Source organism: Dactylosporangium sp. NPDC049140, assembly GCF_040648435.1.
Genome location: NZ_JBEZDS010000002.1, coordinates 98,977 through 117,939, shown reverse-complemented (window position 1 = coordinate 117,939; position 18,963 = coordinate 98,977). Strand labels below are relative to the sequence as shown.

Here is an 18,963-nt window from a genome sequence, read left to right as displayed (position 1 = left end):
GGCGGGTCAGAAGTCGAACTGGTCCGGCGGGGCGGCCGATCGCTCGACCTCCACGCCCAGGGCCCGCAGGTCGGACTCGAAGCTCGGGTACCCGCGGTCGATGTGGTGCACGTGCCGGATCTCGGTCACGCCGTCCGCGCACAGGCCCGCGATCGCCAGGCCCGCCCCCGCTCGGATGTCGGTCGCGGTCACCGGGGCGCCCGACAGGCGGTCCTTGCCGCGCACGACCGCGTGGTGCCCGTCGGTGCGGATGTCTGCGCCCAGGCGGGACATCTCGTTGATGAACATGAAGCGCCCGTCGAAGATGTTCTCGGTCACCAGCGACGAGCCCTCCGAGACCGCCGCGAGCCCGACCGCCATCGGCAGCAGGTCGGTCGCGAAGCCCGGGAACGGCAGCGTAACCACGTCGACGGCCTTCGGGCGGGACGGCATCACGACGCGGAACGTGTCCGCGGTCGTGGTCACGTCGCCGCCGGCGGTGACGACCTTGTCCAGGGCGATCTCCAGGAACGCCGGGTCGATGCCGTGCACGGTCACGTCGCCACGGGTCATGGCGGCGGCGAAGGCCCAGGTGCCGGCCACGATCCGGTCGCCGACGGTGCGGTGCTCGACCGGGCGCAGCTCCGGCACGCCCTGGATGACCAGGCGGGAGGAGCCGGCGCCCTGGATGTCGGCGCCCATGTCGGTCAGCATGCGGCAGATGTCGACGATCTCCGGCTCGCGGGCCGCGTTGTCGATCTCGGTGCGGCCGTTGGCCAGGACCGCGGCCATGAGCAGGTTCTCGGTCGCGCCGACGCTCGGGAAGTCGAGCCAGATGGTCGCGCCGTGCAGCTTCGGGGCAGTGGCGATGACGAAGCCGTGCTCGCCGGAGATGTCGGCGCCCATCCGGCGCAGGCCCTCGACGTGCATGTCGAGGCCGCGGGAGCCGATCGCGTCGCCGCCCGGGTGGGCGACGCGCACGTGGCCGCGGCGGGCCAGCAGCGGGCCGAGCACGCAGATCGAGGCGCGCAGCCGGCGCACGAGGTCGTAGTCGGCCTCGGTGCCGAGCTCGTCCGGCACGTCGATGACGACGCGGTCGCCGTCCTGCTCGACCTCACAGCCGAGGCGGCGCAGCACCTCCGCCATGATTGCGATGTCGGTGATGCGCGGCACGTTCGTCAGCACGCTGCGCCCGGTCGCCAGCAGCGCCGCCGCCATCAGCTTGAGCGCCGAGTTCTTCGCCCCGACGACGGATACGTCGCCGGCCAGCCGGGCCCCGCCCGTCACACGGATCACGTCCACGTCCGCCATCGTAGGGGCATTCCGTACCGTGAAAACCATGGCCATTCACCTCACGCGGATCTACACGAAAACCGGCGACACCGGTACCACGGGACTGGGGGACTTCTCGCGCGTGTCGAAGACCGACCCGCGCCTGGTCGCGTACGCCGACGTCGACGAGGCCAACGCGGCGATCGGCGTCGCGCTGGCCCTGGGCGCGCTCGACGAGCGGATCGCGACGGTGCTCCGGGCCGTGCAGAACGACCTCTTCGACGTCGGGGCGGACCTGTGCAACCCCGTCGTGGCCGATCCGCCGCACCCGCCGCTACGCGTCACGGCCGCACAGGTGGAGCGGCTGGAGCAGTGGTGCGACGAGTTCAACGAGGAGCTGCCCAAGCTGGACTCCTTCATCCTGCCCGGCGGCACCCCCGGCGCCGCGCTGCTGCACGTGGCCCGCACGGTGAGCCGGCGCGCCGAGCGCAGCGCCTGGGCCCTCTGGGAGGTCGACGCCCGGCGCACCAACGAGATCGCGCTGCAGTACCTCAACCGCCTGTCGGACCTGCTCTTCATCCTGTGCCGCACCGCCAACCCGGGCGGCGACGTGAAATGGGTCCCGGGAGGGCAGCGGTAGACGGCTTCAGCTGGCTTTGTAGCGGTACGGGCGCGTCTCCGGGGTCGGATCCCCCGGCGGCGCCGCCTCTACCCACGAGAGGAAGCCGGTCAGCGCCCGCTCGGCCATCGCGATCTCGACCGGGGCCTGGCGGCTGACGCAGCGGACGATCACCCAGTCGGGCGGGAGCACGAGCAGCTCGGCCGCGTCCGGGGTGCGGCGGCGGTCGACGGCGAGCCCGCGCCGCGAGAGCACCCGGCGCGGGCCCGGCCAGAAGCTGAAGATGCGGTACCACCGCAGGTCGTCGCCGGCGAACCGGGCGAGCCCGGCCGACCAGCCGCGGCCCGGGATGATCGTGCTCAGGCGTACGCCGAGCTCGATGGTGCCACCGTGCCGGGCGATCACCAGGCGGCGCAGGAACAGCACCGCCAGGGCGGCCAGCAGGATCAGGACCGCGATGCCGATGCCCTCGACGATCCTCACCTGCGCCGCCCGCTCGTCAGTGCGCGGAGGACGCGGAGGCGGGGGTGCAGCTCTCGGCGAGGACCGTCACGCCGGTGCCGGAGACGGAGATGAACCCGCCGGCCACGTCGTAGGCGAGTTCCTGGCCGCCCTGCTTGATACGCACCTGGCCCTCCTCGGCGAGCTGGCCGAGGAGCGGTTCGTGGCCGTACAGGACGCCGAGCTCACCCTCGGTCGTGCGCGCGACGACCATGTCCGCGTCGCCGGACCAGACTTTCTCCTCGACGGCTACGAGCTCGACGTACAGCTGCCTCGCCACGCTAGTTACTCCTCGTGTGCGCGATTCGGTTTGGACGAGTCTAGTCAATGATCCGACGCGCCGAGCAGTGGGCCTCACCACGTTGGCACACCTGGTGAAGCGCCGTTGCGACGCCGCGCGCGGAGCCTCGGCTCGAACACTTCAGAGCGTGACGCACGTCACCGCCTCGCGAAGTGGCTTTGCCGAAAATTTCAGATGTTCGTAAGCAAATGAGAAGGCGCGCCACCGCCCGGCGACGCGCCCTCCCAAAACCGGCGAAAGACCGACGAAGGTCAGTCCTTCATCAGTTCGTGCGCCTTCTTCTCGAGGTCCTCGAGGCCGCCGCACATGAAGAACGCCTGCTCGGGGAAGTGGTCGTACTCGCCCTCGCTGATCTTCTTGAACGACTCGATGGTCTCCTTGAGGGGCACCGTCGAGCCCGCGACGCCGGTGAACTGCTCGGCGGCGTAGGTGTTCTGCGACAGGAACCGCTCGATGCGACGGGCGCGGGCGACCGTCACCTTGTCCTCTTCGGACAGCTCGTCCATGCCGAGGATGGCGATGATGTCCTGCAGGTCCTTGTACTTCTGCAGGATCCGCTGCACCTCGCGGGCGACCGTGTAGTGCTCGACGCCGACGAACTCCGGCGCGAGGATCCGCGAGGAGGACGCCAGCGGGTCGACGGCCGGGTAGATGCCCTTGTCCGAGATCGACCGCTCGAGGTTCGTGGTCGCGTCGAGGTGGGCGAACGTGGTGGCCGGCGCCGGGTCGGTGTAGTCGTCGGCGGGCACGTAGATCGCCTGGAGCGAGGTGATGGCCTTGCCCCGCACGGAGGTGATGCGCTCCTGCAGCAGGCCCATCTCGTCGGCCAGGGTCGGCTGGTAACCGACGGCGCTCGGCATACGGCCGAGCAGCGTCGACACCTCGGAGCCGGCCTGCGTGAACCGGAAGATGTTGTCGATGAAGAGCAGCACCTCCTGGTTCTGCACGTCACGGAAGTACTCCGCCATGGTCAGCGCGGACAGCGCGACCCGCAGACGGGTGCCCGGCGGCTCGTCCATCTGGCCGAAGACCAGCGCGGTCTTGTCCAGGACGTTGCCCTCGGCCATCTCCAGGATCAGGTCGTTGCCCTCGCGGGTGCGCTCACCCACGCCGGCGAAGACCGACGTACCACCGAAGTTGCGGGCGACACGGGTGATCATCTCCTGGATGAGCACCGTCTTGCCCACGCCGGCGCCGCCGAACAGGCCGATCTTGCCACCGCGCACGTACGGCGCGAGCAGGTCGAGGACCTTGATGCCGGTCTCCAGCATCTCGGTCTTCGGCTCGAGCTCGGCGAACTTGGGCGCGTCGCGGTGGATCTCCCACCGGTCGGTGATCTCCAGCGTCGACGGGTCGGCGTTGAGGACCTCGCCGAGGGCGTTGAACACGTGGCCCTTCGTCACGTCGCCGACCGGCACCGAGATGCCGGCGCCGGTGTCGCGCACCGCGGCGCCGCGGATCAGGCCGTCGGTGGGCTGCATGGAGATGGCGCGCACCATGTTGTCGCCGAGGTGCTGGGCGACCTCGAGCGTCAGCGTCTTGGTGCCCCCGGAGAGGGTCACGTCGACGTGGAGCGCGTTGTAGATTTCGGGCATGTTGTCACGCGAGAACTCGGCGTCGACGACCGGGCCGATGACCCGGACCACGCGGCCGGTCGCGGTCTTCGTGTCTGCTGGTGCAGTCATCACACATCACTTCCCGTCGCTGCCAGCGCGTTGGCGCCGCCGACGATCTCGCTGATTTCCTGGGTGATCGCCGCCTGCCGCGCGGAGTTCATTTCGCGGGTGTACCGCTTGAGCAGATCGTCGGCGTTGTCGGAGGCGCTCTTCATGGCACGCCGGCGCGCGGCGGACTCGCTGGCCGCCGAGTCCAGCAACGCCGCGAAGATCCGCGTGTTGATGTACTTCGGCAGCAGCGCCTCGAGCAGCGCCTCGGCCTCCGGCTCGAACTCGTAGGCCGGCAGCGGCCCGCTGACCTCCTGCTCCTCGACCTCCATCGGCGCGACGATCCGCGCCACCGGGGTCTGGGTCATCAGGGAGCGGAACTGCGTGTGCACCATGTAGAGCTCGTCGATGCCGAGGACGCCGTCGGGGCCCGGGCCGTCGACGGAGTCGTCGGCGCCGCTGACGAAGGCCTGGATGAGCGTCTCGCCGATCTCGGCCGCGTTGTCGTACCGCGGCTGCTCGGAGAAGCCCGTCCAGCTCCCGGCGATCTCACGGCCGCGGAACCGGTAGTAGCCGACGCCCTTACGCCCGGAGACGTACAGCGCGACCTGCTTGCCGTCCTGGCGCAGCCGGGCGATCAACTGCTCGGCGGTGCGCAGCGCGTTGGCGTTGTACCCGCCGCACAGCCCCCGGTCGCTGGTGACGATGAGCACGCCGGCCCGGCGGACCGGGTTGCGCGGCACCAGCAGCGGGTGGTCGACGTTCGCGTTGCTCGCCAGTGCCGTCAGCACGCCCGTGATCGCCTCGGCGTAGGGCAGGGAGGCGGCGACCCGCTCCTGCGCCTTGCCGATGCGGCTCGTGGCGACGAGCTCCTGCGCCTTGGTGATCTTCTTGGTCGACTTGACCGTGCGGATCCTCCGGCGCAGTGCCTGTACCTGACCGGCCATGCGTCAGCCCGACTTCCGGACCTGGCGGGTGACGGTCTCGCGGCTCTGCTCGCCCTGGAGCGCCTTGGCCGGCGCCTCGTTGACGGTCGCGTCGTCACCCTTGGCCGAGAAGACCTGCTTGAACGAGTCGATCGCCGCGGTCAGGCCGGCGATCGTGTCCTTCTCGAGCTTCTTGCTCTCGGCGATCACGTCGAGCAGCTCCTTGCGGCTGGAGCGCAGGTGCTGCAGGAACTCGCCCTCGAAGCGGCGGATCTCGCTCACCGGAATCGAGTCGAGCTGGCCGGTGGTGCCGGCCCACACCGAGACGATCTCCTCCTCGACCGAGAACGGCGAGTACTGCGGCTGCTTGAGCAGCTCGACCAGGCGGGCACCCTTGTCCAGCTGGGCGCGGGAGGCCTTGTCCAGGTCGGAGGCGAACGCGGAGAACGCCTCGAGCTCGCGGTACTGCGCCAGGTCGAGCCGCAGCCGGCCGGCGACGTCCTTCATGCCCTTGACCTGGGCCGAACCGCCGACCCGCGACACCGAGGTGCCGACGTTGATGGCCGGGCGGACGCCCTGGTTGAACAGGTCGGACTCCAGGAAGACCTGGCCGTCGGTGATCGAGATGACGTTCGTCGGGATGTAGGCCGAGATGTCGTTGGCCTTCGTCTCGATGATCGGCAGGCCGGTCATCGAGCCCGCGCCGAGCTCGTCGGACAGCTTCGCGCAGCGCTCGAGCAGGCGCGAGTGCAAGTAGAAGACGTCGCCCGGGTAGGCCTCGCGGCCCGGCGGGCGGCGCAGCAGCAGCGAGATCGCGCGGTACGCCTCGGCCTGCTTGGTCAGGTCGTCGAAGACGATCAGGACGTGCTTGCCGCCGTACATCCAGTGCTGCCCGATGGACGAGCCGGTGTAGGGGGCGAGGTACTTGAAGCCGGCCGGGTCGTTCGCCGGGGAGGCGACGATGGTGGTGTACTCCATCGCGCCCTGCTCTTCGAGGGTGCCCTTGATCGAGGCGATGGTGGTCGCCTTCTGACCGATGGCGACGTAGATGCAGCGGACCTGCTTCTTCGGGTCGCCGGACTTCCAGTTGTCGCGCTGGTTGATGATCGTGTCCAGCGCGACCGTGGTCTTGCCGGTCTTGCGGTCACCGATGATCAGCTGGCGCTGGCCGCGGCCGATGGCGGTCATGGCGTCGATCGCCTTGATGCCGGTCTGCAGCGGCTCCTTGACGGGCTGGCGGGCCATGACGTTCGGGGCCTGCAGCTCGAGCTCGCGGAAGCCTTCGTTGGCGATGTCGCCGCGGTCGTCGATGGGCTCGCCCAGCGGGTTGACCACGCGACCGAGGAAGGCGTCGCCGACCGGCACCGAGAGCACGCGGCCGGTCCGCTTGACCTGCTGGCCCTCCTCGATGCCCTCGAACTTACCGAGGACGACGACGCCGATCTCGCGGACGTCGAGGTTGAGCGAGACGCCGAGCGTGCCGTCCGCGAACTCGAGCAGTTCGTTGGCCATGGTGGAGGGCAGGCCCTCGACCTGGGCGATACCGTCGCCGGCGTACGAGACGACGCCGACCTCCTCGCGGGAGATCTTTGAGTCAACGGACGAGACGTAGCGCTCGAGTGCGCCCCGAATGTCGTCCGAGGAGATGGTCAGCTCGGCCATCCTCAACCTTCTATCTGGAGTATCAAGCTTCGGGGTAATGATTACTTCGAGAGCGCCGTCTTGGCCTCGGCTAGACGCCGGGCGACCGTGCCGTCGTAAAGGTCGGAGCCGACCTTGACCCGCATGCCTCCGATAATGCGCGGATCGACATCGACCTTGAGTGAGACATCCCGACCGTACAGCTCCGCCAGACGGTCGGCCAGGCGCTGCTCCTCCGCGTCGCTCAGCGCGACGGCGGTGGTCACGTAGGCGACCGACCGGTCCCGCTTCGCGGCGGCCAGCTCGACCAGGCGGCCGAGCGAGCTGTCGAAGCCACGCCCGCCGAACCCGGCGACCGCGAGCTGCGCGAGGCCGAGCGTGGTCGGCTTGGCCTTGCCCGTCAGCAGGCCCGCCACCAGCTCCGAGCGGGCCGCGGCGGGCGCGGTCGTGTCGCTCAGGGCACCGGCGAGCCGCGAGTCGCCCGCGACGATCTGGCTGAAGCGGAAGAGCTCGTCCTCCACGTCGGCCAGGTCTCCGCCGCGGTCGGCGGCCGACAGCAGCGCGTCGACACCGAGCCGCTCGACGCCGTCGAGCAGTGCGCCCGGGCCGGACCAGCGGCCGGTCACGAGCGTGCTCAGCAGGCCGGCGGTCTCGGCACTGACCTTGCCCGACAGGATCGAGCCGATCAGCTCCGCGCGGTCGGCCCCGGAACGGCCCGGGTCGGCCAGCGCCCGGCGCAGCCGCCGCTCGCGCCGAAGCAGCCCCGCGACCGCGAGGATCTCGTCGGCGACCTTGGCGATCGCAGCGACGTCAGCGCTCGCCGAGAACTCGGCGAGCTTGTCGACGGCGGCCCCGTAGGCCTCGCGGTTGATGTTTTCCATCAGCGCCGCCCGGCGGCGCCGGCCGCGTCGCCATCGCCGATCTCCTCGAGGAACCGCTCGACCGTGCCACGGCGGCGGGCCTCCTCCTCGAGGGATTCGCCGACGATACGGCCGGCCAGGTCGACCGCGAGCGAGCCGATCTCGGCCCGCAGCTGGCGCACGATGGTCTGGCGCTCGGTCTGCAGGGCGTCTCGACCCGCGGCGATGATGCGGTCGCTCTCCTCGCGGGCCTTGGCGAGGATGTCCTCGCGGATGCCCGTCGCGTCGGCACGCGCCTCGTCACGGATGCGCGCCGCCTCGGTGCGGGCCTCGGCGAGCTGCTCCTTGTACTGCTGGAGCAGCCGGTTCGCCTCGGCCTGCGCCTCTTCGGCGCGCTTGATCCCGCCCTCGATCGCGTCGACGCGCGCCCGGAAGGTCTCCTCCATGCGCGGGAACACGAACTTCATGAGCACGAAGCAGAGAATCGCGAAGGCGATGCCGCCGACGACGATCTCCTGCCAGATCGGAATGATCGGGTTGTGCTCGGCTTCTTCAGCGAAGATCAGCATGGGAAACCTCCCGGCTGGAATCGAAGGGGGAGGTTACTTGCCGAACACGAAGCCGAAGGCGATACCCAGCAGGGCGAGCGCCTCGACCACGGCGAAGCCGAGGAACATGTACGTACGGGTGAGGCCGGCCGACTCGGGCTGACGCGCGGTCGACTGGATGTACGACGCGAAGACGATGCCCACGCCGATACCGGGGCCGATCGCGGCGAGGCCGTAACCGACCGCGGCCATGCTTCCGGTGATCTCTGCCAGAGCCATCTGTGAATCCTCCTGGGATCTCGCGTGAAACCGTTCACGCGGGACAACTGAAAAAGGTGGAGCAGCAACGCTTTTCGAAGCTCGAACAGCGGGGTGGTGAGGAAACGCAACAAAAAGGTTTGCGAGCGGCTCAGTGCTCGTCGGCGAGCGTGCCGGCGAGGTAGTTGGCCGTCAGGAGCGTGAAGACGTAGGCCTGCAGGGCGGCGATCAGCAGCTCGAAGAACGTCAGCATGATCGTCATCGCCCAGGAGACGAGGGAGATCGGCTTCAGGAAGAAGCTCTCGGCATTGAGCAGCGCGAATCCGCCGAGCGTGAACACCAGCAGCAGCATGTGGCCGGCGAACATGTTGGCGAAAAGACGAAGGGCCAGCGTGACCGGCTGCAGGATGAACGTCTGCAGCGCCTCGATCGGCAGCAGCAGCGGCTGCATGAACCAAGGGGCGGGCAGCACCGTCGCGTGCTTGAGGTAGCCGGCGAAGCCGTGCTTCTTGAAGCCCTGGTACAGGTACAGGAAGTAGGTGCACAACGCCAGCATCAGCGGGAAGGCGATGTGCGCCATCGGCGAGACCTGGATGAACGGCACGATCGAGAAGACGTTGCCGACCAGGACGAAGATGAAGAGGCTGGCGAGGTACGGCGCGAAGCGCAGCCCCTCGTGGCCGATGACGTCCTTCGCCACGCCCTCGCGCACGAACCCGTAGAGGCTCTCCGCGAGCCACTGACCCTTGGTGGGCACGACCTTCGGGTTGCGGTAGGCGACCAGGAAGAACACGATGACGATCGCGGCGGCCAGCCACAGGAACAGGCTGAACTTCGTCAGCCACTCAGCGCCGCCGAAGAGCGCGGGCGGGTAGATGTCGTCCACGCTGGGCGGGAAGGGCACCTCCGCCAGAACCTGACCGCTCACCACGTTCCTTTCAACATGTATTGAAATGCCACCGGCTCAGGCGCCGAGTTTTTTGACCACAAGGTAGATGCCGCCGGCCGCGCCGAGCACGCATCCGATCCCGGTAACGATCCCGTCCGTTCCGAGCCAGCGGTCGACGAGCCAGCCGACGAAGCCCCACACGGCAATGCCCGAGATGAGGTATCCGACGGCGGCCCAACCGGTATTGGCGCCGCTCGCACCGGACTGCTTTGGTGTCTGGTTATCCGCCATGACGCGGTGACCATATCAGCCTGCCGGGAGCACCCGTGCATCGACCCCCGCGTGCTCATCGCGCGGGGGTTCACTCATCGGGCCGGGGCCATCAACCGGCGGGCGACAACGTTACTCCTCCAAGCCGATGCGGAGGGTCAACTACACGACTGATGCGTGAGTGAATGTTGCGCACGGTCACCCCTGAAGGGTTAGCTGGGAGGACATCCTAACTCTCCGCACTGAGGTGATGACCTTGCGCAACGCCGTCATCGCTTTCTTCTTGATTCTCGCGGCCGTCGTGGTGACGAAGACCGGCCGCGACCAGACCCCCCGGCCCGTGGGCGGGATCACGGGGACCCTGTGTTCCATATCACCACAGCGCGTGACGCTACGTGATGGAAATCTCGTAGCCGGCGCCGAGTTCCACTGCGACTCCCCCGGCCCCGACCGGCTCGCGCTGACGGTCCGGCTGCAGCGCAGTACCGATGCGGGCTGGACCACCATCGCCCAGCAGGCCTTCACGACGGCCAAGGGCGAGACATTGCGCTCCGTGCCGGCGAGCCGGCGCACGCGTCAGGTCAGCGCGGTCTGCCAGGCGGGGGTCTACCGAACGGCCGCGGAATGGTCGGTGAACGGCGGCCGAACGGGGACAGCGCTCGGCTCCGAGCGGCGCAACCCCTGCCGCTAGACCTCGACGCTAGATCTCGACGTACGGGATCTTCGCCCGCCACACCCACACGGCGTGCGCGGTCATCCAGGCGATCACCGCCACGATCACCGAGACGCCCATCCAGGGCAGCCCGGCCCAGTTCGTGTTCAGCGCCGCCCACATGGCGAGGCCGATGATCGTGAACTTCACGATGTACGTCCCCAGCGCCACCGGCAGCAGCAGCGGCCGGGCCTTGAGATCCGTCCAGGCGATGATGAGGCTGGAGACCACGTAGCTCAGGGTGACCAGCGCGACCCCGGCCGCGTCGCCACCGACGCCCGTCCAGCCGTCGCGCCACAGCGCGATCGGCACGGTGACGACCAGCACGATCGCCATCGCGAGCAGCTGGGCCGGGAGGTGGTTCAGCCTCTTCTTCAAGAACGAAGACCTTGTCTGTGCAGCGGTGCCGCTAGGACCTCATGTCAGGGGGAAGGATACGCGGGGAACGCGGAGGTGAGCTCCCGCACCTGCGGCCCGACCGGCTCGCCGCGCACCGCGGCCGCGATGAGCGCCGCGATCCGCAGCATCTCGGGCTCCTTCATGCCCTGGGTGGTGACCGAGGGCGTGCCGACGCGGATGCCGGAGGCGGTCATCGGCTTCTCCGGGTCGTACGGGATGGCGTTCTTGTTCAGCGTGATCCCGGCGGCGTCGCAGCGCTCCTCCGCCTCGCGGCCGGTGATGCACAGCGCGCGCAGGTCGACGAGCGCCAGGTGCGTGTCGGTGCCCCCGGACACGGGCCGCATGCCCTCGCCCTCCAGCGCCGCGGCCAGCGCCCGCGCGTTCGCGACGACCTGGCGGGCGTAGTCGGCGTAGGCGGGCTGGGCGGCCTCCTTCAGCGCGACCGCCTTCGCCGCGACCGCGTGCATGAGCGGGCCGCCCTGCGTGAACGGGAACACCGCCTTGTCGATGCGCGGGGCGAGCCCCTCCTTGCACAGGATCATGCCGCCGCGCGGGCCGCGCAGCACCTTGTGCGTGGTGGCGCACACGACGTCGGCGAACGGCACCGGCGACGGGATCGCCCCGCCCGCGACCAGGCCGATGAAGTGGGCGGCGTCGACCATGAGGTACGCCCCGACCTCGTCGGCGATCTCGCGGAACCGGGCGAAGTCGATCAGCCGCGGGTACGCCGTCGCCCCGCAGATGACGAGCTTGGGCCGGTGCGCGAGCGCGAGGTCGCGCACCTCGTCGTAGTCGATGAGCTCGTCGTCCTTGCGCACCGGGTAGCCGATGGTGCTGAACCACTTCCCGGAGAAGTTGACCTTGCTGCCGTGGGTCAGGTGCCCGCCGTGCGGCAGCTCCATGGCGAGCACGGTGTCGCCGGGCATGAGCAGCGCGGCGTACGCGGCCAGGTTGGCGCTCGCCCCGCTGTGCGGCTGCAGGTTGGCGTGCTCGGCGCCGAAGAGGGCCTTGGCCCGCTCGATGCCCAGCGCCTCGGCCCGGTCGACCTCGGCGCAGCCGCCGTAGTACCGGCGGCCCGGGTAGCCCTCGGCGTACTTGTTGGTGAGCGCGGAGCCGAGCACGGCGAGCACGGCCGGCGAAGTCAGGTTCTCGCTCGCGATGAGCTGGAGCCCGCCGCGCAGGCGCGCGAGCTCGTCGAGGACGACGTCGGCGATCTCCGGATCGGTGCCCCGCAGCGCGTCGAAGTCGGGCCCCCAGTAGGTGTCGCCCATGAAATGAGTCTAGGGGCCGATTGCGCAGGGTAAGCATGAAGTCATGCGATGTCTGGTGACCGGCGCGACCGGGTACGTCGGCGGCCGCCTGGTTCCGCGCCTGCTGGCGGCCGGGCACGAGGTGCGCTGCCTGACCCGCGACGCGCGCCGCCTGCGCGACGTGCCCTGGGCCGCACGGGTCGACATCGCCCAGGGCGACGTGACCGCCGAGGACGACACCGGCCTGACCGCGGCCCTGCGCGGGATCGACGTGGCGTACTACCTCGTGCACGCCCTGGGCCAGGAGTCCTTCGAGGACGTCGACCGCCTCGGCGCGCTCAACTTCGCGATCGCGTGCGAGCGGGCCGGGGTCGAGCGGATCGTGTACCTCGGCGGCCCGGTGCCCCCGGGCCACGCCTCCGCGCACCTGCGCTCCCGCGCCGAGGTCGGCGACATCTTCCTGCGCTGCGCGGTGCCGGCCACGGTCCTGCGCGCCGCGGTCGTCATCGGCTCCGGCTCGGCCTCGTTCGAGATGCTGCGGTACCTCACCGAGCGCCTGCCGGTCATGGTCACCCCGTCCTGGGTACGCAACCGCATCCAGCCCATCGCCATCCGCGACGTGCTGCGCTACCTGGTCTCGGCGGCCACCGTCTTCCCGCCCCCGGTCAACCGTGCGTTCGACATCGGCGGCCCCGACGTGCTCACCTACGCCGAGCTCATGCACCGGTACGCCCGGATCGCCGGCCTCCCGCGCCGCGTCCTGCTGCCGGTGCGCGCCCTGACCCCGCGGCTGTCGTCGTACTGGGTCGGCCTGGTCACCCCGGTGCCCGCCGGCATCGCCAAGCCGCTCGTGGGCAGCCTCATCCACGAGGCCGTCTGCACCGAGCACGACATCGCCGAGTACATCCCGGACCCCCACGACGGCCTGACCGGCTTCGACGCCGCCGTACGCCTGGCCCTGCGCCGCATCCGCGACGCCGATGTGGAGACCCGCTGGGAGGACTCCCGCCGGTCCGGCGCCTTCGCCGCCGCGCCGAGCGACCCGCTGCCGAGCGACCCGGCCTGGTCCGGCGGCAGCGCGTACCGCGACGAGCGCTCCCACTACACCGCCGCCGCCCCGGAGCAGCTCTGGCGCGTCATCGAGTCGATCGGGGGCGAGCACGGCTGGTACTCCTCGCGCCTGGCCTGGGCCCTGCGCGGCGCCGTCGACCGGCTGGCCGGCGGCGTGGGCCTGCGCCGCGGACGCCGGGACCCCGACCGCCTGTACGCCGGGGAGGCGCTCGACTTCTGGCGCGTCGAGGAGATCGTGCCGGGCGAGCTGCTGCGGCTGCGCGCCGAGATGAGGATGCCCGGGCGCGCGTGGCTCGAGCTGCGCGCCGCCGTCGACGAGGAGGACCGCACCGTCTACGAGCAGGTCCTCGTCTTCGTGCCGCGCGGGCTGGCCGGGCACCTCTACTGGCGCTCGGTCGCGCCGCTGCACGGGCTGGTCTTCGGCCGCATGGCGCGCAACGTCGCCCGGGCCGCGCTCAGCGTGCGAACAGCGCCGCGGCCAGCGGCCGGGTCGTCGACTGGATCTCGTCGGCGACCCGGCTGAAGTACGAGTCGGCGCGCCCCCACGGGTCGTCGAGCTCGTCCGACGCCAGGGCCGGCCGCCCCGCCCGCGCCCGGTCCGCCGCCTCGACCAGGGCCACCCCGCGCTCGTACACGCCGGTCAGCGTCGCGGGCAGCGCCACGCCGCGGATGAGCCGGCCGAACTCGCCGAAGACGAATGTGCGCGCGGCCGCGTCGGGGCGCAGCTCGGTCACGAACTCGACCTGCTCGATCGTCGCGGTCAGGACGAGGTCGGACGCGTCGACGTGCTCGGCCAGGAGCCGGCGGGCCTTGAACCCGTCGACGCGGCCGCCGCGGTCCAGCACCTGCCGGGCCGCCTGCGGGTCCATCGGCTCGCCGGCGTGCCAGCCCCCGGTGCCGGCGCCGTGCACGTACAGCTCGTCGGTGGAGCCGCCCAGCGCGAGCGCGTCGGCCACGAGCAGCCGCTCGGCCATCGGCGAGCGGCAGATGTTGCCCATGCACACGCAGAGGACGCCGAACGGCCCCATCAGGACTCGAGGGCGACCAGGTCGGGCACGACCTCGCGCAGCTTCTCCAGCGGGATGGCGCCGGCGCGCAGCACCCGGTGCTCGCCGCCGACGACCGAGATGATCGTGGACGCGACCGGCTCCGGGCAGGGTCCGCCCTCGAGGTACACGCTGACGGAGTAGCCGAGCTGGTCGCGCGCCTCGGCCGCGGTCTCGGCCGGCGCCTGCCCGTGCTTGTTGGCCGAGGACACCGCCATCGGCCCGGTCTCGCGCAGCACCTCGAGGGCGATGGGGTGCAGGGGCATACGGACCGCGACGGTACCGTCGGTGCTGCCCAGATCCCACTGCAGGCTGGGCGCGTGCTCGACCACGATGGTCAGCGCGCCCGGCCAGAACGCGTCGACCAGGTCGCGGGCGGCCTGGGGCAGCCCGAAGACGAGCCCGTCGAGCGTGTGCCGCGAGCCGACGAGCACCGGCACGGAGGTCGTGCGCCCCTTGGCGTTGTTGAGCGCGGTGACGGACCAGGTCTTGAACGCGTCGGCGCCGATGCCGTAAACCGTGTCGGTCGGCATCACGATCAGGTCACCGCGCCCGACGGCCTCGATCGCCGCGGCAATGCCGCGCTCACGCTCGGCGAGCACACTGCAGTCGTAGAGCATCACGAGGAGCTAGTCTGCCACCCGCCGAACGGGAGCCCGATCGCGGCCGTCCGGTGCACATAGCCGACACTCGAAGATGTTTCGGCACCGCGCGCCGGGCGGCAGGATGGACGCCGCCGCACGACGCCTCGCGCGAAGCGATTGAGAGAAGACACAACGTGAAGATTTCGGTTGTCCGTGCGACTGAGCTCGGCCCGGAGGAGCTCGCCCGGTGGCGCGCGCTGCAAGCGGCCGACCCGGCCCTGGGCAGTCCGTTCCTGTCGCCCGAGTTCACCCTGGCGGTCGCCCGCGTCCGGCCCACCGCCCGGGTCGCCGTGCTCGAGGACGGCGCCGAGGTGGTCGGCTTCTTCCCGTACGAGGTGCGCCGGCGGGTCATCGGCGTGCCCATCGGCTTCGGGATCTCCGACTGCCAGGGACTGGTACACGCGAAGGGCCTCGACTGGGACCCGCTGGCACTGCTGCGCGCGTGCAACCTGCCCGTCTGGGAGTTCGACCACCTGATGGGCGATCAGGCGCCGTTCGTGCCCTATCACCGCGAACGTGCGGGTTCGCCCATCATGGACATCTCCAAGGGCTATGAGGAGTACATCGCCGACCGGATGCGCGAAGGCGACGTGGTCCGGCAGGCCAACCGCAAGCAGCGGGGCATGGTGCGCGACCTCGGCGAGGAGCGCTTCGTCTGGGACGACCGCGGCGGCGGGGCGTTCGACGCCCTGCGGGCCTGGAAGTCGGCGCAGTACCAGCGCACGCAGCAGTACGACCGGTTCAACACCCCGTGGATCCGCGAGGTCATCGACGACCTGATGACCTCGGACGCGCCGGGCTGCCGGGCCTTCGTCTCCACCGTCTACACGGGGTCGCGGCCGGTCGCGGCGCACCTCGGGCTGCGCAGCGAGTCGGTGCTCGCCTACTGGTTCCCCTCGTACGACCCCGAGCTGCACAAGTACTCGGCCGGCATCCTGCTCTGCCTGCGCATGGCCGAGGCCGGCGCGGCCGATGGCATCGGCCACATCGACCTGGGCAAGTCCAAGGCGCTGTACAAGGACCGGCTGCGCAACGACGAACTGCCGGTGGCCGAGGGCCGGGTCGGCCGGTCCTGGTCGGTCACCTCGGCCCGCCGGGCGCAGGACGCGCTGGCGCGGTCGGTGAAGAGCGGCAAGCTGGGCGAGGCGCTGCGCGGCGGCCGCACCGGCAAGCTGCTGCGCACGGTGAAGTCCCGGCTGGCCGGGCGATGAGCGCGAGGGAGGAAGCCGTGGAAGGCACCGACGCTTCGGTCGCGGTGGTCGTGGTCACCTACAACAGCGAGAAGCTGCTGCCGGCCCTGATGGCGTCGCTCGGCGCCGGCCTGGACGGCGTGCCCTGGCACCTGACGGTCGCGGACAACGCGTCGGCCGACGGTACCGTCGAGGCGCTGCGCCGGCTCGCACCGGAGGCCACCATCGTCGAGATGGGCCGCAACGCCGGCTACGCCGCGGGCATCAACGCCGCCGTGGCGGTGGCCGGGCCGCACACCGCCGTCCTCGTGCTGAACCCGGACGTCCGGCTCGGGCCCGGCTGCATCCGCACGCTGCTGGACACGCTGCGCACGCCCGGCACCGGGCTGGCCGTCCCCCGCATCGAGGACGGCACCGGCCGGCTCATACCTACCCTGCGCCGCGAACCTTCCATTCCGCGCATCCTCGGCGACGCCCTGCTGGGCGCGCGCCGCGCCGGGAAGTTCCCGGTCCTCGGCGAGGTGATCACCGACGACCGGTACTACCGGGAGGCGCGCTTCGCCGACTGGGCCGAGGGGTCCACCATGCTGGTCAGCCGGGAGTGCTGGGAGCGGTGCGCGCCCTGGGACGAGTCCTTCTTCCTGTACTCCGAGGAGACCGACTTCGCCCTGCGCGCCCGCGACGCCGGCCTCGGCACCCGGTACAACCCGGCCGCCCGGGCGGTACACCTGGAGGGCGACTCGCGGGTCTCGCCCCGGCTGTGGGCGCTGCTGACGACCAACCGGGTCCGGCTCTACCGCCGCCGGCACTCGCTCGCGGCCACCGCGGTCTACTGGTCGGTGCTCCTGCTGCGTGAGTCCAGCCGCGCCGTCACGGGCAAGCCGCAGAGCCGCACGGCCGTACGGTCGCTGCTGAGCCCGAGCCGCCTGCGCGAGACGCCCGGCCCCTGGACCGTGCACCCCTCGGTGCCCCGCCCCGCCCCGGCCCGCGGTTAACGCAGGCGCTTGACGGTCCCGGCCAGCGCGTTGCGGGTGCGCATGGCCGGGGACCGGCTGGCCGCGATCTGGGCGCGGAAGGTCTCCGGGGTGTCGCCGCGGCGGATGCTGAAGCGCGGCTGCAGCCACCGGCCCCGGCGGGCGTAGCGGCGGTCGCTGGTGAACACCTCGGTGTAGCCGAGCCGGCGCAGCTCGCCCAGAGCCTGGCGGTCGTACCGCCCCAGCGGGCACGCCGCCTGGCGCACCGGCGCCCCGATCACCTCGGCGATCAGGTCCCGGGCCGCCTCGAACTCGTCCCGGCGGGTGTCCGCGTCCAGGCCGCGCCACGGGCGGTGGTGCATCCCGTGGGTGCCGACGCCCATGCCGTGCTCCCGCAGCTCCCGCACGGCGTCCGCGTCGAGGCTGCCGGGCGAGCGCAGCCGGCCCGCCAGCACGAAGAAGTCGGCGGTGAGGCCGCGCTCCAGCAGCGCCGGCAGGCCGACGGTCAGGTCGGAGGTGTTGCTGTCGTCGAAGCTGAGCCGCAGCGCCGGCAGGGCACCCGCGGACGAGGCGCTCACCACGTCGTCGAGGACGCGGTGGAACGTGTCCACGTCGATCCAGTACACGTCCTCGCCCGGCTCGAGCTCGCGCTCCGGCTTGCCCACGCCGTGGAACAGGACGTTCAGGACCTCGCCGTCAGCCATTCGCGGCCGTGCTCCGGCGCAGCCGCTTGGCCAGCAGGCGGTTCCAGACCTCGATGTACCCGCGGCTCTGGTGCTCCCAGGACAGCTCGTGGGCGAAACGGGCCAGCCCGGCCTCCCGCATCCGGCCGCGGGCGGCCGGGTCGTCCAGCAGCGCGTCGATGGCGGCCGCGTACTCGTGGGCGGTGCCGTGCTCGACGTACACCGCGGCCTCGGCCGCGCTGCGCCGCGTCTCGATCAGGTCCGCCGCGACGACGGGAACGCCGCGGCCGAGGTACTCGACCGTCTTGGCCATTGTGGACAGGTTGTTCATCCGGGTCGGCAGGTCCGGCTGGATGGCGACGGTCGCCTTGCGCAGCAACGCGTCGATCGCCGGGCCCTCGAGCCAGCCCGTGAACTCCACCACGCTGCCGAGGCCGCAGTCGGCCGCGAGCTTGGTCAGGGCGGGCAGGCTCTCGCCGTCGCCGGCGATGACCATCCGCCAGTCGTTGGCAGGGCGCCGCCGGGTCAGCTCGTCGGCGGCCAGGACCGCACCCTCGACGTTGTCCTGCGGGCCGAGCACGCCGAGGTAGACGATCGTGTGCTCGCCGGGCGACGGCTCCGGTTCGCCGGGCCTGATCTCGCTCGCGCTGGGCCCGTTGCGCACGACTGTCACCTTCTCCGGCTTCACGCCGCGGGCGAGCGCGTTGCTGCGGTACGACTCGTTGGTGGCGAACACGGCGGTCGCGGTGCGCAGCGTGAGCCACTCGAACGCGACGAGCGTGTTGTACACCGCGCCGACCGGCGTTCCGGAGCGCGTGGCGTAGACCTCGGGGCACAGGTCGTGGTGGTCGAACACCCACGGCCGGCCGATCGCCCGGAACAGCAGCGCCAGCGGCCAGTAGATGTCCGGTGGGTTGCACACCTGCACCGCATGGGCCCGGCCGGCGAAGATCTCGCCGAGCAGCCGGATCGCGATGCACAGGAACGACCACGCGAACTCGAACGCGAAGGTCAGCACGCCGCTGCCGTACACCTTGACCGGGTACGGCTTCAGGCGGGTGCCCCGGCTGTTCGGCAGGATCTTCAGCTTCGGGTCACCCCGCGGGGCGATCACGGTGACGTCGAACCCGTTCGCCTCAAGGCTCAGGCACTCGCGAATGACTCGACGGTCTCGCTCAGCGGGCAGGTTGGCCACAAGGATGGTGACCTGTGGCCGAGCGCTTGGCATGGCTGGGATCGCCTCGTTCCGCTGATGAGACATGAGAA

At 70.9% G+C, this 18,963-nt stretch carries 22 protein-coding genes; 5 read left to right on the top strand and 17 right to left on the bottom strand.

The features are described 5' to 3' along the window. Positions 1-6: 6 nt before the first annotated feature. Positions 7-1,290: a UDP-N-acetylglucosamine 1-carboxyvinyltransferase gene (murA, locus tag AB0B76_RS04255; RefSeq protein ID WP_360369086.1), complete on the bottom strand. Its 1,284-nt coding sequence runs from the start codon at positions 1,288-1,290 to the stop codon at positions 7-9. Positions 1,291-1,318: 28 nt separating this feature from the next. Between murA and AB0B76_RS04250 the strand changes: the two genes are divergently transcribed. After that, positions 1,319-1,891, top strand: a complete 573-nt coding sequence (locus AB0B76_RS04250) for a cob(I)yrinic acid a,c-diamide adenosyltransferase (RefSeq protein WP_360369083.1) — start codon at positions 1,319-1,321, stop codon at positions 1,889-1,891. Between the two features lie 6 nt (positions 1,892-1,897). Here AB0B76_RS04250 and AB0B76_RS04245 read toward each other — a convergent pair whose 3' ends face one another. From AB0B76_RS04245 to AB0B76_RS04200, 10 genes are all read right to left on the bottom strand, one after another. Next, positions 1,898-2,353 (bottom strand): DUF2550 domain-containing protein, encoded by a 456-nt coding sequence (locus AB0B76_RS04245; RefSeq protein ID WP_360369080.1) that lies wholly within the window; start codon positions 2,351-2,353, stop codon positions 1,898-1,900. Between the two features lie 16 nt (positions 2,354-2,369). Then, positions 2,370-2,651, bottom strand: coding sequence for a F0F1 ATP synthase subunit epsilon (locus tag AB0B76_RS04240; RefSeq protein WP_360369077.1), 282 nt, complete (start codon positions 2,649-2,651; stop codon positions 2,370-2,372). A gap of 272 nt (positions 2,652-2,923) precedes the next feature. Continuing rightward, positions 2,924-4,357, bottom strand: coding sequence for a F0F1 ATP synthase subunit beta (gene atpD / locus AB0B76_RS04235; RefSeq protein WP_360369074.1), 1,434 nt, complete (start codon positions 4,355-4,357; stop codon positions 2,924-2,926). Beyond that, positions 4,357-5,283 (bottom strand): F0F1 ATP synthase subunit gamma, encoded by a 927-nt coding sequence (locus AB0B76_RS04230; protein ID WP_360369071.1) that lies wholly within the window; start codon positions 5,281-5,283, stop codon positions 4,357-4,359. Before AB0B76_RS04230 ends, atpD begins: the two co-directional genes overlap by 1 nt. A 3-nt stretch (positions 5,284-5,286) precedes the next feature. Then, a complete protein-coding gene (gene atpA / locus AB0B76_RS04225; RefSeq protein WP_360369068.1) occupies positions 5,287-6,924 on the bottom strand; it encodes a F0F1 ATP synthase subunit alpha in 1,638 nt (545 codons plus the stop codon). A 41-nt stretch (positions 6,925-6,965) separates the two neighbouring features. Next, positions 6,966-7,784, bottom strand: a complete 819-nt coding sequence (locus AB0B76_RS04220) for a F0F1 ATP synthase subunit delta (RefSeq protein ID WP_360369065.1) — start codon at positions 7,782-7,784, stop codon at positions 6,966-6,968. Next, positions 7,784-8,332, bottom strand: coding sequence for a F0F1 ATP synthase subunit B (locus AB0B76_RS04215; protein WP_360369062.1), 549 nt, complete (start codon positions 8,330-8,332; stop codon positions 7,784-7,786). Before AB0B76_RS04215 ends, AB0B76_RS04220 begins: the two co-directional genes overlap by 1 nt. Positions 8,333-8,365: 33 nt before the next feature. Next, positions 8,366-8,590 (bottom strand): ATP synthase F0 subunit C, encoded by a 225-nt coding sequence (atpE, locus tag AB0B76_RS04210; protein ID WP_223101581.1) that lies wholly within the window; start codon positions 8,588-8,590, stop codon positions 8,366-8,368. Positions 8,591-8,720: 130 nt separating this feature from the next. After that, a complete protein-coding gene (atpB, locus tag AB0B76_RS04205) occupies positions 8,721-9,497 on the bottom strand; it encodes a F0F1 ATP synthase subunit A (RefSeq protein WP_360369058.1) in 777 nt (258 codons plus the stop codon). Positions 9,498-9,533: 36 nt separating this feature from the next. Further along, the gene (locus AB0B76_RS04200) at positions 9,534-9,749 is read right to left on the bottom strand and encodes an AtpZ/AtpI family protein (protein ID WP_360369055.1); all 216 of its coding nucleotides are present in this window, start codon (positions 9,747-9,749) and stop codon (positions 9,534-9,536) included. A gap of 229 nt (positions 9,750-9,978) precedes the next feature. Here AB0B76_RS04200 and AB0B76_RS04195 point away from each other — a divergent pair, with 229 nt between their 5' ends. After that, complete coding sequence (locus AB0B76_RS04195; protein ID WP_360369052.1) at positions 9,979-10,419, top strand: hypothetical protein; 441 nt, start codon at positions 9,979-9,981, stop codon at positions 10,417-10,419. Positions 10,420-10,428: 9 nt separating this feature from the next. Here AB0B76_RS04195 and AB0B76_RS04190 read toward each other — a convergent pair whose 3' ends face one another. Together AB0B76_RS04190 and glyA are read right to left on the bottom strand one after the other, a co-directional pair. Next, on the bottom strand, positions 10,429-10,818 hold the full coding sequence (locus AB0B76_RS04190; RefSeq protein WP_360369049.1) for a hypothetical protein: 390 nt from the start codon (positions 10,816-10,818) through the stop codon (positions 10,429-10,431). Between the two features lie 44 nt (positions 10,819-10,862). Next, on the bottom strand, positions 10,863-12,110 hold the full coding sequence (glyA, locus tag AB0B76_RS04185; RefSeq protein ID WP_360369046.1) for a serine hydroxymethyltransferase: 1,248 nt from the start codon (positions 12,108-12,110) through the stop codon (positions 10,863-10,865). Positions 12,111-12,153: 43 nt separating this feature from the next. On the opposite strand from glyA, the gene AB0B76_RS04180 reads away from it, so the two are divergent. Further along, positions 12,154-13,683, top strand: coding sequence for an SDR family oxidoreductase (locus tag AB0B76_RS04180; protein ID WP_360369043.1), 1,530 nt, complete (start codon positions 12,154-12,156; stop codon positions 13,681-13,683). Here the strand turns inward: AB0B76_RS04180 and AB0B76_RS04175 are convergent. Together AB0B76_RS04175 and AB0B76_RS04170 are read right to left on the bottom strand one after the other, a co-directional pair. Beyond that, the gene (locus AB0B76_RS04175) at positions 13,616-14,188 is read right to left on the bottom strand and encodes a phosphotyrosine protein phosphatase (protein ID WP_360369040.1); all 573 of its coding nucleotides are present in this window, start codon (positions 14,186-14,188) and stop codon (positions 13,616-13,618) included. The genes AB0B76_RS04180 and AB0B76_RS04175 overlap by 68 nt on opposite strands. Next, on the bottom strand, positions 14,188-14,826 hold the full coding sequence (locus AB0B76_RS04170; protein ID WP_360370190.1) for an L-threonylcarbamoyladenylate synthase: 639 nt from the start codon (positions 14,824-14,826) through the stop codon (positions 14,188-14,190). The genes AB0B76_RS04175 and AB0B76_RS04170 overlap by 1 nt, the downstream gene beginning before the upstream one ends. A gap of 158 nt (positions 14,827-14,984) precedes the next feature. On the opposite strand from AB0B76_RS04170, the gene AB0B76_RS04165 reads away from it, so the two are divergent. Both AB0B76_RS04165 and AB0B76_RS04160 read left to right on the top strand, forming a co-directional pair. Beyond that, positions 14,985-16,061, top strand: coding sequence for a GNAT family N-acetyltransferase (locus AB0B76_RS04165; RefSeq protein ID WP_360369037.1), 1,077 nt, complete (start codon positions 14,985-14,987; stop codon positions 16,059-16,061). 17 nt (positions 16,062-16,078) lie between these two features. Beyond that, positions 16,079-17,035: a glycosyltransferase family 2 protein gene (locus AB0B76_RS04160; RefSeq protein ID WP_360369034.1), complete on the top strand. Its 957-nt coding sequence runs from the start codon at positions 16,079-16,081 to the stop codon at positions 17,033-17,035. Here the strand turns inward: AB0B76_RS04160 and AB0B76_RS04155 are convergent. Both AB0B76_RS04155 and AB0B76_RS04150 read right to left on the bottom strand, forming a co-directional pair. Further along, positions 17,032-17,718, bottom strand: a complete 687-nt coding sequence (locus AB0B76_RS04155; RefSeq protein ID WP_360369031.1) for a polysaccharide deacetylase family protein — start codon at positions 17,716-17,718, stop codon at positions 17,032-17,034. The genes AB0B76_RS04160 and AB0B76_RS04155 overlap by 4 nt on opposite strands. Then, positions 17,711-18,925 (bottom strand): glycosyltransferase family 4 protein, encoded by a 1,215-nt coding sequence (locus tag AB0B76_RS04150; protein WP_360369028.1) that lies wholly within the window; start codon positions 18,923-18,925, stop codon positions 17,711-17,713. The genes AB0B76_RS04155 and AB0B76_RS04150 overlap by 8 nt, the downstream gene beginning before the upstream one ends. Positions 18,926-18,963 lie beyond the last annotated feature (38 nt).

Bases quoted from the DNA above. Each gene is read 5' to 3' on its own strand.
- AB0B76_RS04215 (WP_360369062.1), bottom strand. From the start codon at position 8,332: ATGCTGATCTTCGCTGAAGAAGCCGAGCACAACCCGATCATTCCGATC.
- murA (WP_360369086.1), bottom strand. From the start codon at position 1,290: ATGGCGGACGTGGACGTGATCCGTGTGACGGGCGGGGCCCGGCTGGCC.
- atpA (WP_360369068.1), bottom strand. From the start codon at position 6,924: ATGGCCGAGCTGACCATCTCCTCGGACGACATTCGGGGCGCACTCGAG.
- AB0B76_RS04195 (WP_360369052.1), top strand. From the start codon at position 9,979: ATGACCTTGCGCAACGCCGTCATCGCTTTCTTCTTGATTCTCGCGGCC.
- AB0B76_RS04220 (WP_360369065.1), bottom strand. From the start codon at position 7,784: ATGGAAAACATCAACCGCGAGGCCTACGGGGCCGCCGTCGACAAGCTC.
- atpE (WP_223101581.1), bottom strand. From the start codon at position 8,590: ATGGCTCTGGCAGAGATCACCGGAAGCATGGCCGCGGTCGGTTACGGC.
- atpD (WP_360369074.1), bottom strand. From the start codon at position 4,357: ATGACTGCACCAGCAGACACGAAGACCGCGACCGGCCGCGTGGTCCGG.
- AB0B76_RS04180 (WP_360369043.1), top strand. From the start codon at position 12,154: ATGCGATGTCTGGTGACCGGCGCGACCGGGTACGTCGGCGGCCGCCTG.
- AB0B76_RS04200 (WP_360369055.1), bottom strand. From the start codon at position 9,749: ATGGCGGATAACCAGACACCAAAGCAGTCCGGTGCGAGCGGCGCCAAT.
- glyA (WP_360369046.1), bottom strand. From the start codon at position 12,110: ATGGGCGACACCTACTGGGGGCCCGACTTCGACGCGCTGCGGGGCACC.
- AB0B76_RS04170 (WP_360370190.1), bottom strand. From the start codon at position 14,826: ATGCTCTACGACTGCAGTGTGCTCGCCGAGCGTGAGCGCGGCATTGCC.
- AB0B76_RS04230 (WP_360369071.1), bottom strand. From the start codon at position 5,283: ATGGCCGGTCAGGTACAGGCACTGCGCCGGAGGATCCGCACGGTCAAG.
- AB0B76_RS04155 (WP_360369031.1), bottom strand. From the start codon at position 17,718: ATGGCTGACGGCGAGGTCCTGAACGTCCTGTTCCACGGCGTGGGCAAG.
- AB0B76_RS04175 (WP_360369040.1), bottom strand. From the start codon at position 14,188: ATGGGGCCGTTCGGCGTCCTCTGCGTGTGCATGGGCAACATCTGCCGC.
- AB0B76_RS04150 (WP_360369028.1), bottom strand. From the start codon at position 18,925: ATGCCAAGCGCTCGGCCACAGGTCACCATCCTTGTGGCCAACCTGCCC.
- AB0B76_RS04250 (WP_360369083.1), top strand. From the start codon at position 1,319: ATGGCCATTCACCTCACGCGGATCTACACGAAAACCGGCGACACCGGT.